We start from the raw sequence: 15,808 nt of genomic DNA, 5'->3' as shown, positions 1-15,808 counted from the left end.
CGCCCGAACACATCCCCACGTTCTCCCCGCGCGTTCCCACCGGACCTTTCCCCCGGACGCGGCGAACGCCCCGGGAGCCCGTCCGCCCTGGCCGGAAGACGAGGGATCGCGCATCTGAGCGTGTGAGAGGCTGGCCGTATGAACCGGCTGGGCGGCGAGACCTCTCCTTACCTCCTGCAACACGTGGACAACCCGGTGGACTGGTTTCCGTGGGGCGAGGAGGCGTTCGCGGAGGCGCACAGGCGCGACGTCCCCCTGCTGATCAGCGTCGGCTACTCGGCGTGTCACTGGTGCCATGTCATGGCCCACGAGTCGTTCGAGGACGAGGCCACCGCGCGGCAGATGAACGACCTGTTCGTCAACGTGAAGGTCGACCGCGAGGAACGCCCCGACGTGGACGCCGTCTACATGGGCGCCGTCCAGGCGATGACCGGGCAGGGCGGCTGGCCGATGACGGTGTTCGCCACGCCGGAGGGCCATCCGTTCTACGCCGGGACCTACTTTCCCCGGCCGCACCTCCACCGGTTGCTGCAGGCCGTCTCGGAGGCCTGGCGGCAGGACCGGGAGGGCGTGCTGACCCAGGGCGCGAAGGTGGTGGAGGCACTCGGCGAGCGGACCGGGGTGCCGTCGGGCCCGCTGCCGGACGCCGGCACGCTCGCCCTCGCCGTACGGAATCTCGCGGAGGGCTTCGACGAGCGGCGGGGCGGCTTCGACGGGGCGCCGAAGTTCCCGCCGTCCATGGCCCTGGAGTTCCTGCTGCGGCACGGCACGCCCGAGGCGGTGTCCATGGCCGAGGCGACCATGGAGGCCATGGCCAGGGGCGGCATGTACGACCAGATCGGCGGCGGTTTCGCCCGCTACTCCGTCGACGCCGACTGGGTCGTGCCGCACTTCGAGAAGATGCTCTACGACAACGCGCTGCTGCTGCGGGTCTACGCCCACTGGTGGCGTGCGACGGGCTCGGTCCTCGCCAGGCGGGTGGCCCTGGAGACCGCCGAATGGCTGCTGCGGGAGATGCGCACCCCGGAGGGCGGTTTCGCCTCGGCCCTCGACGCCGACAGCGAGGGACCGGACGGCGCCCACGGCGAGGGCCTGTTCTACGTCTGGACTCCCGAGCAGCTTCGCGAGGTCCTCGGGGAGGACGACGGCGCCTGGGCGGCCTCGGTGTTCGAGGTCACGGGCACGTTCGAGCACGGCACGTCCGTGCTCCAGCTTCTGGCCGACCCCGACGACCCGGAGCGGTTCGACCGAATCCGTACGGCCTTGCGGGCCGCGCGGGAACGGCGCCCGCGGCCGGGACGGGACGACAAGATCGTGGCCTCGTGGAACGGGCTGGTGATCGCCGCCCTGGCCGAGGCGGGCGCGCTGTTCGAGCGGCCCGTGCTGGTGGACGCCGCGCGGGAGGCGGCCGTGCTGCTCGACGACCTGCACACGGTGGCCCGCGGCCCGGCCCGGCTGCTGCGCACCTCACGCGACGGCCGGGCGGGGACCAACGCCGGCATGCTGGAGGACTACGCGAACACGGCGGAAGGGTTCATCGCCCTCTATGGCGTCACCGGCGAGAGCCGCTGGTTCCACCGGGCCGGCGACCTGCTGGAGACCGTCCTGACCCGGTTCCCCGACGGCTCCGGAGGGTTCTACGACGCCCCGGACGACGGCGAACGGCTGTTCCAGCGACCCGCCGACCCCACCGACAACGCCACGCCGTCCGGGCGCTTCGCGGCGGCGGGCGCACTGCTGTCGTACGCGGCGCTGACCGGTTCGGCCCGGCATCGGGAGGCGGCCGAGGCGGCGCTGGGCGCGGTCTCCACGCTGGCCGGGCGGTACGCCCGCTTCGCGGGATGGGGTCTCGCCGTGGCGGAGGCGGCCCTGCGCGGGCCGGTGGAGGTGGCGATCGTCGGCCCGTCCGGCGACCCCCGCACCCGCGCGCTGCACCGGGCGGCCCTCCTGTCCGGCGCGCCGGGCCTGGTGGTCGCGCTCGGCGACGGATCCGCCGGCAGCGGATCAGTGGACGGCGGAGCTGTGGATGACGGAGCTGTGGACGTGCCGCTGCTGGAGGGACGCGGCATGGTCGGCGGTTCGCCCGCCGCCTACGTGTGCCGCCGCTTCACCTGCCGGGCGCCGGTGACCACTCCCGCCGAACTGCGGGCCGAACTGGCGAACTGACACGGGGCCGACCCCCGGCGATCGTCTCCGTCAGGTCGCCCGGCGCGGCATCTCGCGGCGTCGCCTCACCCCGGGGGTCGTCGGGGGGTCGTCTTCGCCCGTACCCGGACATCGCTCCGTCCGGGCAGATCTTCCGGCGATTAGGGCAGCAGGCCCGCCGGGGCGTCGCCGGCGCTCCTTCTTCCGCCCGTGCCGGCGCCCGTGCCCGTGCGGTCCGTGCCCGTGCGGTCGGCGCCGCCGGAGGCGGGGGCGTTCCGCCCGGTGACGGGCCCGCCCGGCGCGGCCCCCGCGTCGTCGGACCGGCCCGGATCGCTGGGATCGAAACCGTTCGGGCGAAGGTCCGGGGCGAAGTTGTCGGCGCCGCCCCGCGGGCCGCCGCCGTCCTGACCCGCGCCCTCCTGGCCGGCGCCGCCGGGCTGCTCCACGTCTCCGGGCGCGCCGGGAGGCAGCCCCGGCGCCCCCGGCGCGTACGGCGGGAAGGTGCCCGAAGGGTCGTTCGGGATGACGTTGGGATCGCCGCTCGGCCGGGGCGTGGGCCTGCCGTAGTCCCAGGAGTAGTAGGGATTCCACGTGACCGGCTCGGGGAACTCCTTCACCGGCTTGCCCTCCATCGCGGTGCCCACGAAGGTCTTCCAGATCTCCGCCGGAAGCGTGCCGCCGTACAACTCGCCGTATCCGGGGACGGTCACCGGCTTGTTGTCGTCGCGGAACATGTCGACGGCGACCGCCAGTTGCGGGACGTATCCGGAGAACCAGACGGCGGCCGACTCGTCCGTCGTGCCGGTCTTGCCCGCGACCGGCCGGTCCCACAGCCGCGCGGCCGTGCCGGTGCCGTTCAGCACGACCTGCTCCAGCGCGTACGTCGTGTCGGCGGCCGTGTTCTCGCTGAAGGCCCGGGCGCCGGGCCGCGAGAAGGTCCGGACCAGCCCGGTGCCGTCGGTGACGGACCTGATCACGTGGGCCTCGCGGTGAATCCCCCCGGCGGCGAAGGTGGCGAACCCCGAGGCCTGCTGCACGGCGCTCACCGACGCCACCCCGAGCGGGAGCGTGGCGGCCCCCGAGTGCGGGGCGAGTTGCGCTTCGGGGATGCCTGCCGCCCGGGCCGCCGCGACGACCTTGTCGAGGCCGATCCGCTGCCCGAGATCGACGAAGGCGGTGTTGACCGAATACTGCGTGGCCTGGACCAGCGGGATCGCCGGGCCGTAGGACCTGCCGCCGGAGTTGGGGATGCTCGCGGCTCCGATGGTGACGGGCGAGTTGCCGTTCACCAGGGTGTCGAGCCCGTACCCGGCTTCGAGCGCCGCGGCCAGCGTGTAGGGCTTGAAGGTCGAACCGGCCTGGACCTTGGCGGAGAAGGCGTTGTCGTACTGGTTGGTCTCGTAGCGCCCGCCGTAGAAGGCGACGACCTCCCCGGTGCCGGGATCGACGGCCGCGAGGCCGGTGCGCACCTTCTTGGGGGTGCCTTCGGGCAGCACCGACCTGACCGCCTCGGCGGCGAGGGACATGAGCTTCTTGTCGAACGTCGTGGTGACCTTCAGGCCGCCGTGGTTGATGTCCTCGTCGGTGAAGCCCAGCCGGTTCAGTTCGGCCCGCACCTGCGCGAGCATGTAGCCGTTCTGGCCGCCCAGGGACAGCGGCGGCCGCTGCCGGGCGAGCGCCGGGAACGTCTGCGACCCGGCCTCCTCGCGGCCGATCGCGCCGATCTCGCGCATGCCCTGGATCACCGACGCCCACCTCGCCCGGACCGCGTCGAGCGCGGGGCCGGTGGGATCGGCGAACCGGGTGGGCTGCTGGATCACGGCCGCGAGATAGGCCCCCTCGGCCACCGTGAGGTTCTGCACGTCCTTGTCGAAGTAGGCGCGGGCGGCGGCCTGGATGCCGTACGCCCCGCGGCCGAAGTAGATCGTGTTGAGGTAGCGCTCCAGCACCCAGTCCTTCGGCTTGGAGCGATCCACCTTGAGCGCGATCATGATCTCCTTGAGCTTGCGCCCGACGGAGCGTTCCTGGCCGAGGCCGCTGTAGTAGTTGCGGACCATCTGCTGGGTGATCGTGGAGCCGCCCTGAAGCTGGCGTCCGGTGACCGTCGACCAGAGGGCGCGCGCCGTGCCCGACATGGAGACGCCCTGGTCCCGGTAGAAGGTGCGGTTCTCGGCGGCGATCACGGCGTCCCTGACCGCCTTGGGAACCCGGGCGAGCGGCACGTTCTTGCGGTTCACGCCCTCGGTGGCGAGGACGGTCCTGCCGTCCCGGTAGTAGATCACCGACCCCTGGGCCGTCGCCAGCTCCTGGGTGCCGCCCGGGATCGGGGTCAGCGCCCACACGACGGCGAGGAACACGACCAGTCCGGCGATCGAGGTGACGAGGCAGGCGAGCAGGACACGCGGCAGCCGTCGCCGCCGGCGGCGGCGTTCCGGCCTGCCCGCCCCGTCGCCGGCGTCCCTCTCGGCCGAGCCCTCCCCGATCGGGCCCTCCCCGGTGTTGTCCACCCTGCGACCCCCGATAAGTCCGATACCCCCGATACGCCCGCTTGTGGCCCTGTGAGCTGGGCGAATGCAACCACGGTAAACGATGGCCCACGATGGTTCCGCACTCCCTGTCACCTCTGTGGAAAAGATGCCCCGCGGACAAGCACCTGTGGATAAACCACGCCAACATGGCCCGGTGGCCTGATCAGCCGCCCGCCGCCCGTACGAGGGGAAGGGTCCGGTACGGCACCGGCGTGTCGAGCGCGATCACCGACTCGGTCCGCACGACCCCCTGCACGTCCACGATCAGGTCGATGACGCGCTGGAGGTCGGCGTTGCTCCGGGCGACCACCCGGCAGAGCATGTCTCCCCCGCCGGTGATCGTGTGGACCTCCAGGACCTCGGGCACGAGCGCGAGCTGGTCGGCCACCGGCACGTGCCCCGCGACCTGCCTGATGTGCAACGTCACGAACGCGGTCACGTCGAAGCCGAGCGCGGCCGGATCGATGTCCGGGCCGTAGCCGGTGATGACCCCCTTCGCGGCCATCCGGTCGAGCCGGGCCTGCACCGTCCCCCGGGCGACGTCGAGCCTGCGGGAGCACTCCAGCACGCCGATCCTGGGCTCGGCGGCCAGCAGGGCGACGAGCCGGGCGTCGAGGTGGTCAATCGTCATAACCGTTTCCCCTTCCGTAGCATGGAGACTGAGCAAATTGTCCACCGAATCAACTCACTGTTGCACAAATTGGCCATGCCAACCGACAGTTGTCACATGAACGATGTCTTTCCGGTTCACGGCATGGACGCGGTGGTTTTCGCGGTCGGCAACGCGAAGCAGGCCGCCCACTACTACTCGACCGCCTTCGGGATGCGCCTGGTGGCCTACCGGGGGCCGGAGACCGGCAGCCGCGACGAGGTGGCGTACGTCCTCGTCTCGGGTTCGGCGCGCTTCGAGCTGCGCGGGGCCGTACGGGCGGGAACGCCACTCGCGCGGCACGTGGCCGACCACGGCGACGGCGTCGTCGACCTCGCGCTGGACGTGCCGGACGTGGAGGCGGCCTACCGGTACGCCCTGGGACAGGGCGCCCGGGGGCTGGCGGAGCCCCACGTCGTGGAGGACGAGCACGGCAAGGTCGTGGTCGCGGCGATCGCGACGTACGGCGAGACCCGGCACACGCTGGTCGACCGGGCCAACTACACCGGCCCGTACCTGCCCGGATACGTCGCGGCCGAGCCGATCGTCGCGCCGCCCGCGGTGAAGAACGGCCGGTTCTTCCAGGCGGTCGACCACTGCGTCGGCAACGTCGAGCACATGGAGGAGTGGGTCGGGTTCTACGAGAAGGTCATGGGCTTCACCAAGATGGCGGAGTTCATCGGCGACGACATCGCGACCGAGTACTCGGCGCTGATGTCCAAGGTCGTCGCGGACGGCACCCGCAAGGTCAAGTTCCCCCTGAACGAGCCCGCAGAGGGCAAGAAGAAGTCCCAGATCGAGGAGTTCCTGGAGTTCTACGGCGGTCCGGGCGTGCAGCACGTCGCGCTGGCCACCAACGACATCGTCGCGACGGTGGACGCGATGCGGGCGGCGGGCGTCGAGTTCCTCGACACGCCCGACTCCTACTACGACGACCCGGAACTGCGCTCCCGCATCGGCGAGGTCCGCGTGCCGGTCGAGGAGCTGAAGAAGCGCCGCATCCTGGTGGACCGCGACGAGGACGGCTACCTGCTGCAGATCTTCACCAAGCCCGTCCTGGACCGCCCGACCGTGTTCTACGAGCTCATCGAGCGGCACGGCTCCCTCGGCTTCGGCAAGGGCAACTTCAAGGCCCTCTTCGAGGCCATCGAGCGCGAGCAGGAGCGCCGGGGCACCCTCTAACGCACACTTTGCGCGTGCCGGGCTTTGCCCGAAGGGCGGCGGGGTGACCATTCAGCCATGGGAACACCGCCGCCTCCGGGAAGCCCGTACGAGGAGCCGAGGACTCCCTGGACGCCCCCTCCGTTCGGGCAGACGGCGCCGCGGCTCGCCGGGCGGTGGCGGCGGCTGTTCGCCGGGATCGTGGACGCCGTGATCGTCTCGCTGATCACGACACCGGTCACCTGGGACGACTGGAGGGCCGTGTACGACGACGTGGCGGGCGCGGTGACAAGGGTCCCGGCCGGTGACGGCTTCCTCGTCGCGGTGATCGGCTTCCTCTACTACTGGCTGCTCCAGTCGTACTGGAACGGGCAGACCGTGGGGAAACGGCTGTTCGGCATGCGCGTCGTCCGGGAGAGCGGGGAGCCGGCCGGTGTCGGGCCGGTCGCGCTGCGGCAGGCGGTGATGACCGTGCTCGGCTCGCTCTGCTGCCTGGGGCTGGTCGACCTCGCCTGGATCCTGTTCGACCCCAGGAAGCAGGCCCTGCACGACAAGGCCGCCCGGACCCTCGTCGTCGACGCCTGAACCCCCTCTGAGCAGGGGAGACACCCTGACGTGGCGATACGGAGCACGCCGTCGCCTCGCGTAGAGTGGCGACTCTATGCCGCTGAACCGTTTCCCAGTCATCCCGGCCGTTCCGGCGGTCGTCTGCGCCGTGGCCGTCGCGACCGCCACGGCCTGCGCGCCGTCCCAGAGCGCCGCCGCCTCGGCCTCGCCCGGCACCACGGCCGGCGTCACCGCTCCGACGGCGAGCACGGGAAGCACGGGAAGCACGGCCGGTACGGGAAGCACGACGGGCGCCCCCGGGATCGGGGACCCCGACTTCCCCGGCGGCGGCAACGGCGGCTACGACGTCGAGCACTACGACCTCAAGCTGTCCTACGACCCGGCGTCGCGGAACCTCGCGGGCAGCACGACGATCCGGGCGAAGGCCACGCAGGACCTGACGTCGTTCGACCTCGACCTGCACGGGCTCACGGTGAGCCGGGTGACGGTGGACGGCGCGGCGGCCGCGTTCAGCCGGCGGGACGACGAACTCGTCGTGACACCGGCCGGGCGGATCGCCGACGGCGGGAAATTCGCGGTCATGATCGACTACTCCGGCGTGCCCCGGTCGCTGCGGTCGGCCGGCCTCGGCGAGTACGGCTTCATCGCCACGCCGGACGGCGCCTTCGTCACCTGCGAGCCGGACGGCGCCAAGACGTGGTTCCCCTCCAACGACCACCCCGCCGACAAGGCGACGTACGACTTCCAGATCACCGTGCCCGCGGGACTGACCGCGATCGCCAACGGCGAGATGTCCGGAACGCCGCGGACCACGGCGGGCAAGACCACGTTCGTGTGGCGCGAGAAGCACCCGATGGCGAGCTACCTCGCCACGATGACCACCGGGAAGTTCCAGGTGCGCACCGGCACGAGCGACGGAGGGCTGCCGATCTACGCCGCCGTCGCCGACTCGTTCCGCGGCTCGCTCGACACCCTGATCGCCCAGACGGGGAAGATCACCGACTACTGGTCGAGCGTCTTCGGGCCGTACCCGTTCTCCTCCACGGGCGGGGTGATCGACGACCACGCGGTGGGGTACGCGCTGGAGAACCAGACCAAGCCGATCTACGGCGGTTTCTCGCCCGAGCCCGCCATAATCGCCCACGAACTGGCCCACCAGTGGTTCGGCGACAGCCTGAGCGTCAGCCGCTGGCGTGATCTGTGGCTGAACGAGGGCTTCGCGACGTACGCCGAGTGGCTCTGGGCGGAGCACAGCGGCCAGGGCACCGCGGACGCGGCCTTCCGCCGTTACTACGCGAACGAGGCGGACCCGATGTGGAGCTATCCCCCGGGCGTGGCCCGCGCCGACGACCTGTTCAACGCCGCGGTCTACACGCGCGGCGCGATGGCGCTGCACGCCCTGCGCCGGGAGATCGGCGATCAGAGGTTCTTCCCGCTGATCAGGCAGTGGACCGCCGCGCACCGGTACGGCAACGTCACGACGCCCGAGTTCCTCGCGCTGGCCGAGCGCGTCTCCGGGAAGAACCTGAAGCCGCTCTTCGACGCCTGGCTGTTCCGGCCGGGGCGCCCGGCGCCGGTCGCCTGACCCGCCGGGTCATGGCCTGAGGGCCGCGACGACTCCCTCGCCGCCCACCTGGAGGCCGTACTCCGCGTCGATCCGGTAGCCGTGCCGCCGCAGCGCGCCGATCACCTCGTCGCCGTGCGCGGGCCCCCGGGTCTCCAGTTGCAGCAGGACCTCGGCCTCGTCGAGGTGCAGCCGGGAGCCGAACCGCTCGTGGACCACGTCGAGCACGTTGGCGCCGAGGTCCGCCAGCCTGGCCAGCAGCACGGCGAGCGCGCCGGGCCGGTCGGTCAGCCGGATGCGGAAGGCGAGGTAGCGGCCGGCCGCCGCCAGGCCGTGCCGCAGCACCCGGGCCAGCAGCAGCGGGTCGATGTTCCCGCCGGACAGCACGGCGACCACCGGCGGCTCGAACGCCTCGGGGTGGTCGAGCAGCGCGGCCACCCCCGCCACGCCGGCCGGTTCCACCAGCAGCTTCGAGCGTTCGAGGCAGAGCAGCAGGGCCCGCGACAGCGACTCCTCCGAGACGGTCACGACGCTGTCGACGAGGTAGTGGATCAGTTCGAACGGCAGGTCGCCCGGCTGTCCGACCGCGATGCCGTCGGCCATCGTGGACGTCGGCACGACCGTCACCGGGTGGCCCGCGGCCAGTGAGTCGGGGTAGGCGGCGGCCCGCTCCGCCTGCACCCCCACCACCTTGATCCCCGGACGCTGGGACTTCACCGCGAGCGCGACGCCCGCCGCCAGGCCGCCGCCGCCGATCGGCAGCACGATCGTGGCCGTGCCGGGGAGCTGGTCCAGGACCTCCAGGCCGACCGTGCCCTGCCCGGCGACGACGTCGGGGTGGTCGAACGGGTGGATGAACACCGCCCCGGTGCGCTCCGCGTGCTCCCTGGCCGCCCGGAGCGCCTCGTCCACGGTGTGCCCGGCGAACACCACGTCCGCGCCGTACGCCCGGGTGGCCTCCACCTTCGGCAGCGGCGCGCCCTCGGGCATGTAGACGGCCGACTTGGCCCCGAGCAGGGACGAGGCGAGCGCCACCCCCTGCGCGTGGTTGCCCGCGCTGGCCGCGACCACCCCCCGGGCCCGCTCCTCCGCGGTCAGCCGCGCGATGCGCACGTACGCGCCGCGGATCTTGAACGACCCGGCCCGCTGCAGGTTCTCGCACTTGAGGTGGACCGGGCCGCCGACGGTCTCGGACAGCACCCGCGAGTGCAGCACCGGCGTCAGCGCCGCCACCTCGGACAGCATCTCGCGCGCGGCGACGACGTCGTCGTACGTCACCTGTGGGACAGCCATGCGCCCATCATCACAGGTTCCGGGGGGAGGCGGCGTGCGGAGAGGGCGCGGGCGGAACGCGTCGTCACGGCCCGGGTGACCAGTACCGGTCGCCCGCGATCACCAGGGCGGCGGCGCCGACGAGGCCGGCGTCCTGGCCGAGCGCGGCGGGCACGACCCGCACCCGCCCGGCGAAGCCCATCCGGGTGTGCTCGCGCAGCGCCTCCTCCAGCGGCCCGAAGAGCAGGTCGCCGGCCTGGCTGAGCCCGCCGCCTACGGTCACGAGATCGAGGTCGCAGAGGTTGACGGCCGAGGCGATGGCGACGCCGAGGGCCCGCCCGGCCCGCGTCATCGCGGCCAGCGCGATCGGGTCACCCGCCGCCGCGTCGGCGGCCAGGCGCCGCGCGGTGGCCGTCCCCTCCTCCCGGTAGAGCTCCCCGCCCTGCCCGGACGGCTCCTCGTCCTGCCGGAAGGACTCCCCGCCCGGCTCCGAAGCCCCGCCCGGCTCCTGGGGCGAACCGGCGCGGCCGGGTGACCAGCCCTGGGCGACCGCCCAGGCGGCGAGCCCGGGGCCCCGGGCGATCGCCTCCAGGCAGCCGTTGCCGCCGCAGCCGCACGGCGGTCCTCCGGGGTCGACCACGACGTGGCCGATATGACCGGCGTTGCCCGTCCCGCCATCGATGAGCCTGCCGCCGAGGATCAGGCCGCCGCCGACGCCGGTCGACACGACCATGCCGAGCATGGCCGCGCTCCCCCGCCCCGCGCCGCGCCAGTGCTCGGCCACGGCCAGGCAGATCGCGTCGTTGTGGATGCGGACCGGTATGCCGGGGAACCGGGCGGCGAGCCGCTCACGCAGCGGGAAGCCGCGCCAGCCGCCCATGTTGAGCGGGGAGACCTCCCCGGCGGGCCAGGTCATCGGGCCGCCGCAGCCGATCCCCACGCCCGCCACACCCGGGGGCGGTTCCAGCCGGTCGAGCAGGCCGGTCAGGGTCTCCCACAGGGTCTCCGCGTCGCCGCCCCGGGGCGTCGCGGACCGCTGCGCGGCCACGACCCGCCCGTCCGGCTCCACCAGCCCGGCCGCGAACTTCGTGCCGCCGATGTCGACGGCCAGGGTGAGATCGCTCACGCGCCCTTCCCCGCGCCGGACGGGCCGGAGGAGAAGACGAGCAGCGAGGCGGTGAACCCGTGGACGTGGTTGTGCCCCGCGACCGGCCCGACCTCCCCGGCCGCGAAGAACCCCGCGACCCCGATCGGCCCCAGCGTCTCGCGTACGGCCAGCGCGTCGTGGTCGGCCGAGTCGAACATCCCGGAGCCGCGGCCGTTGCAGGAGAACAGCAGCGCGCCGTCGGCCCTGCCGGTGTCGCGCAGATGGGCGTCGAGAAGTTCGTAGAGGTCCTCGTCGGCCGCGTCGGCGTCCCTGACCTGGAACCGCACGGTCCTGCCGATCTCGACCACGTCGCCGATGGCGACCGCCTCCCGCTCGGGGTCGATGCCGATGACCCCCCGGATCAGGAAGTCGCCCCGCTCGTGGCGCTCGGCGTACTCGTCCATGGCGACGCCGATCTGTAAGCCGGCGGCGACGAGTTCGCGGTCCTCCTCGTCGAGATCGCTCACGATGTCCTCAAGACGGGCGAGGGCGGGCTGCCCGGCGAGTTCGAGCAGCACGTTGTCCTCGGCGCGGGTGACGACCATGGTCGGGCCTATCGGCCGGCAGCCCTGGCTCACCACCGTGCTCACGTTCACCTCGCCGCCGATGACCACCCCGATGGCGCCCGACTCGTGCACCTCGCCGTTGGCGAACAGCCGGACGGAGCCACGGCCCTGCAGTCCGTTGGCCAGGCCGCCGACGATCGGCAGACCGTCCAGCACCTCGTCGGAGTGCTCGACGAAGGCGTCCGTCGGGAAGCTGTAGGGATCGGCCAGGAGGATCGCCACCCGGTCGTCCGGGATCCGCTCGGGCAGCCCCACGACCACGAACCTGTCCTCGGTCCGCAGCGTCTCCAGCGCGAACGCGTCGATCCTGGCCCCGTCGAGGGACGCGGCCCACGCGCTGACCGCCGGGGCGAGCTCCACGCCCTGGCCGTGGCCGATCACGCCCGTCGCGCTGCACCCGATCACGTCGGCCCCGGACGCGACGGACATCGCCCGCTGCCCCGCCCGGGCCACGTCGTCGGGGTCGTCGCCGCAGACGAAGAAACAGACCAGGTCCGGCGGACCCGACAGGCCGGCCAACGCCTGGCGTACGGCGGTCTCGGCCGCCTCCTCCAGGTTGGCGCCCACGGCGAGACCGTCGGCGAAGCGGCTCGTCAATACCGCCATCGTCTCGCCCTCTCTTTCGCGCGACCGCTTCTCATCGGCCGGTCGTTTCCACGATTCTCCCCACTGAACGGAGGTCAACGCGCGGTACGCCCGGCGAATCGCGCTCCTACGGCCCGATCGCGCGGCCCGGATGACGCGACCCTGCTGCCGGATCACCGGGCGGGGACGTAGGCTCGACTCCGTGCACAAATCGCCCACGCCTGCCCCCAGCACTCTGCGTGAACTGCGCGAGAGTGGACATCGATACCGGACGGTCAAGGCCGAGATCAGGGAGAACCTGCTGGCCAGGCTGCGTTCCGGCGAGCCCCGGTTCCCCGGCATCGTCGGCTTCGACGAGACCGTCCTGCCGCACCTGGAGAGGGCGCTGATCGCCGGGCACGACCTCGTGCTCCTCGGTGAGCGCGGCCAGGGCAAGACCCGGCTGATCCGCACCATCACCGGCCTGCTCGACGAGTGGTCGCCCGTGGTCAAGGGCTGTGAGATCAACGACCACCCGTACGCGCCGGTCTGCGTGCGGTGCCGCCGGCTGGCCGCCGCCCACGGCGACGACCTGCCGGTCGCCTGGAAGCACCGCGAGGACCGGTACGGCGAGAAGCTGGCCACCCCCGACACCTCAGTCGGCGACCTGATCGGCGACGTGGACCCCATCAAGATCGCCGAGGGCCGCACGCTCGGCGACCCCGAGACGGTGCACTACGGCCTGGTCCCCCGCACCAACAGGGGCGTCTTCTCCGTCAACGAGCTGCCCGACCTGGCCGAGCGCATCCAGGTGGCGCTGCTGAACGTGCTGGAGGAGCGCGACATCCAGGTCCGCGGCTACAACCTCCGCCTCCCCCTGGACGTCCTGCTCGTCGCCAGCGCCAACCCCGAGGACTACACCAACCGCGGCCGGATCATCACGCCGCTGAAGGACCGCTTCGGCGCGGAGATCCGCACGCACTACCCCCAGACGATCGAGGACGAGCTGGTCCTGATCCGCCAGGAGGCCGACCTCGACGAGCTCGGCGCCGACCTGCCCGACCACCTCGTGGAGGTGATCGCCAGGTTCACCCGTCTCGTCCGCGAGTCGACCGCCGTCGACTCCCGCTCAGGCGTGTCGGCGCGGTTCTCGATCGCCGCGGCCGAGACCGCGGCCGCGTCCGCCGTACGGCGGGCCGCGCTGACCGGGGAGGAACGGCCGGTCACGCGGGTGTGCGACCTGCCCGGCGTGGTCCACACGCTGCGCGGCAAGGTGGAGTTCGAGGTCAGCGAGGAGGGGCGGGAGGTCGACGTGCTCTCCCACCTGCTGCGCCGCGCGACCGCGGAGACCTTCCGCGGCACTCTCGGCGGGGCCGACCTCACGCCGCTGCTGGACCGGTTCGGCGAGGGCGCGCGGGTCGAGTCGGGCGATCTGGTGCCCGCCCCCGAACTGCTGCGCCGCATCGGCCGCGTCGAGGGGCTGTCGAAGATGATGACCAGGCTCGGCATGGGCGAGGGCGACGAATCGCCCGGTCACGCCGCCGCGGCGCTGGAGTTCGCCCTGGAGGGGCTCTACCTGATGCGCAGGCTGTCCAAGGACGAGACCGACGGCGGCACGGTGTACCGCACGTGAGCTACTTCTACCGGGAGTACCACGACGGGCCGGATCCGCTGGCTCCGCCGTACGACGTGCGCGCGGCCCTGGACGAGATGGGCGACGCCGTCCTGTCCGGCTCGACGCCGCTCGACGCGCTGCGCGACCTGCTGCGCCGGGGGCTGCCCGGCGCGCCCGGGCGCCGCGGCCTGGAGGATCTGCTCCGCCAGGTGCGGCGCCGCCGCCGGGAGCTGAGGGACGGCACCCGGCTCGACGGGACGCTGGAGCGGGCCCGCGCCCTGCTCGACAAGGCGATCGGCCAGGAGCGGGCGGAGCTCCAGCGGGAGTCCGAGGGCTCGGGAGAGGCCGGGGAGGCTCTGGACGACGCCCGGTTCCGGGAGGCGATGCTGGACACGCTGCCCTCCGACACCGCCCGCGCCGTTCAGGAGCTCGCCGGCTACGACTGGCGGTCGGCCGCCGCTCGGCAGACGTTCGAGGAGCTGCGCGACCTGCTGCGCAGGGAGGTCCTCGACAGCCAATTCCGCGGCATGCGGGAGGCTCTGGCCAACCCCGATCCGGCGGCGATGGAACGGGTCCGGCAGATGATGTCGGATCTCAACGACATGCTCGACCGGGACGCCCGAGGCGAGCACACCCAGGATGACTTCGACCGGTTCATGCAGAAATACGGGGACATGTACCCCGAGAATCCGCGGAACCTGGAGGAGCTGGTCGACCAGCTGGCCCGCCGCGCCGCCGCCGCCCAGCGGCTGCTGGCCTCGCTCACCCCCGAGCAGCGCGAGGAGCTGGCCGGGCTGATCAACCACACGCTGGAGCAGGCGGGCCTGGCCGAGCAGATGAGCCGGCTCGGCGAGGCCCTCCACGCCCGCCGTCCCGACCTCGCCTGGGGCGCTCCCGAACGCGTGTCGGGCGAGCGGCCGATGGAGATGGGCGACGCCGTGACCGCCCTGCAGGAACTGGCCGACCTCGGCGACCTGGAGTCCGCCCTCCGGCAGGACTACCCCGGCGCCCGGCTCGACGACATCGACGAGGAGGCCGTACGCCGGGCCCTCGGCCGTTCGGCGGTGGACGACCTGGAGTCCCTGCGCCAGGTCGAGCGCGAGCTGGAGGCCCAGGGCTACCTGCGGCGCAACCGCGGCAAGCTGGAGCTCACCCCCAAGGCCGTACGGCGGCTCGGCGAGACCGCCCTGCGCCGCGTGTTCTCCTCGCTCGAATCCGGCCGGCGCGGCGACCACGACCAGCGCGACGCCGGGACGGCCGGGGAGCCCACCGGATCGACCCGGCAGTGGCGCTTCGGCGACGAGCAGCCGATCGACGTCGTACGGACCGTCGTCAACGGCGTACGGCGGGGCGGGGGCGCCCCGGTGGCCCTGTCGGTGGACGACTTCGAGGTGGTGGAGACCGAGCGGCGCTCGGCGGCGGCCGTGTGCCTGCTGGTCGACCTGTCGTACTCGATGGCCCTGCGCGGCACCTGGGCGGCGGCCAAGCAGACCGCGCTGGCGCTCCAGGCGTTGGTGGCCTCGAAGTTCCCCCAGGACGCGGTGCAGATCATCGGCTTCTCGAACTACGCGCGGGTGCTGCGGCCGGACGAACTCGCCGGGCTCGAATGGGACATGGTGCAGGGCACCAACCTGCACCACGCGTTGCTGATCGCGGGCCGCCACCTGGACCGGCACCCCGACTTCGAGCCGGTGGTGCTCGTGGTGACCGACGGTGAGCCCACGGCGCACCTGATGCGGAACGGCGCGCCCCGGTTCGAGTGGCCGCCCTCGCAGGAGACGCTGACGCTCACGCTCGCCGAGGTGGACAAGATGACCCGGCGCCGCGCGACGCTGAACGTCTTCATGCTGGCCGCCGACGACCGGCTGCGCGAGTTCGTCAACGAGGTGGCCAGGCGCAACGGCGGCCGGGTCTTCTCCGCCAGCGCCGACCGGCTCGGCGAGTACGTCGTCAGCGACTTCCTGCGCGCCCGCCGCACCCGCTGAACGGCCCCGGACGGGGTGCAACGGGCCCGCGCGTGGCACCCTGGT

The 15,808-nt window shown here is 72.7% G+C and carries 11 protein-coding genes; 6 read left to right on the top strand and 5 right to left on the bottom strand.

The features are described 5' to 3' along the window. Positions 1 to 138: 138 nt before the first annotated feature. Positions 139 to 2,166: a thioredoxin domain-containing protein gene (locus HHX40_RS30600; RefSeq protein ID WP_182883351.1), complete on the top strand. Its 2,028-nt coding sequence runs from the start codon at positions 139 to 141 to the stop codon at positions 2,164 to 2,166. A gap of 140 nt (positions 2,167 to 2,306) precedes the next feature. On the opposite strand, the gene HHX40_RS30595 is transcribed toward HHX40_RS30600, so the two are convergent. Both HHX40_RS30595 and HHX40_RS30590 read right to left on the bottom strand, forming a co-directional pair. Continuing rightward, on the bottom strand, positions 2,307 to 4,652 hold the full coding sequence (locus HHX40_RS30595) for a transglycosylase domain-containing protein (RefSeq protein WP_310738356.1): 2,346 nt from the start codon (positions 4,650 to 4,652) through the stop codon (positions 2,307 to 2,309). Between the two features lie 184 nt (positions 4,653 to 4,836). Then, a complete protein-coding gene (locus HHX40_RS30590; protein WP_117409285.1) occupies positions 4,837 to 5,304 on the bottom strand; it encodes an Lrp/AsnC family transcriptional regulator in 468 nt (155 codons plus the stop codon). 96 nt (positions 5,305 to 5,400) lie between these two features. Between HHX40_RS30590 and hppD the strand changes: the two genes are divergently transcribed. The 3 genes from hppD to HHX40_RS30575 all read left to right on the top strand — a co-directional run bounded on the left by hppD (position 5,401) and on the right by HHX40_RS30575 (position 8,635). Continuing rightward, the gene (hppD, locus tag HHX40_RS30585) at positions 5,401 to 6,504 is read left to right on the top strand and encodes a 4-hydroxyphenylpyruvate dioxygenase (protein ID WP_182883350.1); all 1,104 of its coding nucleotides are present in this window, start codon (positions 5,401 to 5,403) and stop codon (positions 6,502 to 6,504) included. Positions 6,505 to 6,561: 57 nt separating this feature from the next. Further along, a complete protein-coding gene (locus tag HHX40_RS30580; protein ID WP_182883349.1) occupies positions 6,562 to 7,068 on the top strand; it encodes an RDD family protein in 507 nt (168 codons plus the stop codon). A gap of 76 nt (positions 7,069 to 7,144) precedes the next feature. Continuing rightward, entirely contained in the window at positions 7,145 to 8,635 is a 1,491-nt protein-coding gene (locus tag HHX40_RS30575; RefSeq protein ID WP_182883348.1) for a M1 family metallopeptidase, read from the top strand. Positions 8,636 to 8,644: 9 nt separating this feature from the next. Here the strand turns inward: HHX40_RS30575 and ilvA are convergent, their stop codons facing one another. The 3 genes from ilvA to HHX40_RS30560 form a co-directional block, all read right to left on the bottom strand. Beyond that, positions 8,645 to 9,907, bottom strand: a complete 1,263-nt coding sequence (gene ilvA / locus HHX40_RS30570) for a threonine ammonia-lyase (RefSeq protein ID WP_182883347.1) — start codon at positions 9,905 to 9,907, stop codon at positions 8,645 to 8,647. Between the two features lie 64 nt (positions 9,908 to 9,971). Next, positions 9,972 to 11,012 carry an ROK family protein gene (locus HHX40_RS30565; protein WP_182883346.1) on the bottom strand — a complete coding sequence of 347 codons (1,041 nt, stop codon included), beginning with the start codon at positions 11,010 to 11,012 and terminating at the stop codon, positions 9,972 to 9,974. Beyond that, positions 11,009 to 12,205 (bottom strand): FIST signal transduction protein, encoded by a 1,197-nt coding sequence (locus HHX40_RS30560; RefSeq protein WP_117409291.1) that lies wholly within the window; start codon positions 12,203 to 12,205, stop codon positions 11,009 to 11,011. Before HHX40_RS30560 ends, HHX40_RS30565 begins: the two co-directional genes overlap by 4 nt. A gap of 181 nt (positions 12,206 to 12,386) precedes the next feature. On the opposite strand from HHX40_RS30560, the gene HHX40_RS30555 reads away from it, so the two are divergent. After that, positions 12,387 to 13,796, top strand: a complete 1,410-nt coding sequence (locus HHX40_RS30555; protein WP_310738355.1) for a sigma 54-interacting transcriptional regulator — start codon at positions 12,387 to 12,389, stop codon at positions 13,794 to 13,796. Next, positions 13,793 to 15,763, top strand: a complete 1,971-nt coding sequence (locus tag HHX40_RS30550) for a vWA domain-containing protein (protein ID WP_182883344.1) — start codon at positions 13,793 to 13,795, stop codon at positions 15,761 to 15,763. The genes HHX40_RS30555 and HHX40_RS30550 overlap by 4 nt, the downstream gene beginning before the upstream one ends. The last annotated feature ends 45 nt before the right edge of the window (positions 15,764 to 15,808 follow it).

It is taken from the genome of Microbispora sp. H10949, from assembly GCF_014161435.1.
GTDB classification, from domain to species: Bacteria; Actinomycetota; Actinomycetes; order Streptosporangiales; family Streptosporangiaceae; genus Microbispora; species Microbispora triticiradicis.
The sequence above is the reverse complement of the archived record's forward strand: the minus strand, read 5'-3'. Positions and strand labels throughout refer to the sequence as shown.

Coding starts and splice junctions, on each gene's coding strand:
- HHX40_RS30580 (WP_182883349.1), top strand. CDS start 6,562: ATGGGAACACCGCCGCCTCCGGGAAGCCCGTACGAGGAGCCGAGGACT.
- ilvA (WP_182883347.1), bottom strand. CDS start 9,907: ATGGCTGTCCCACAGGTGACGTACGACGACGTCGTCGCCGCGCGCGAG.
- HHX40_RS30590 (WP_117409285.1), bottom strand. CDS start 5,304: ATGACGATTGACCACCTCGACGCCCGGCTCGTCGCCCTGCTGGCCGCC.
- HHX40_RS30600 (WP_182883351.1), top strand. CDS start 139: ATGAACCGGCTGGGCGGCGAGACCTCTCCTTACCTCCTGCAACACGTG.
- HHX40_RS30560 (WP_117409291.1), bottom strand. CDS start 12,205: ATGGCGGTATTGACGAGCCGCTTCGCCGACGGTCTCGCCGTGGGCGCC.
- hppD (WP_182883350.1), top strand. CDS start 5,401: ATGAACGATGTCTTTCCGGTTCACGGCATGGACGCGGTGGTTTTCGCG.
- HHX40_RS30575 (WP_182883348.1), top strand. CDS start 7,145: ATGCCGCTGAACCGTTTCCCAGTCATCCCGGCCGTTCCGGCGGTCGTC.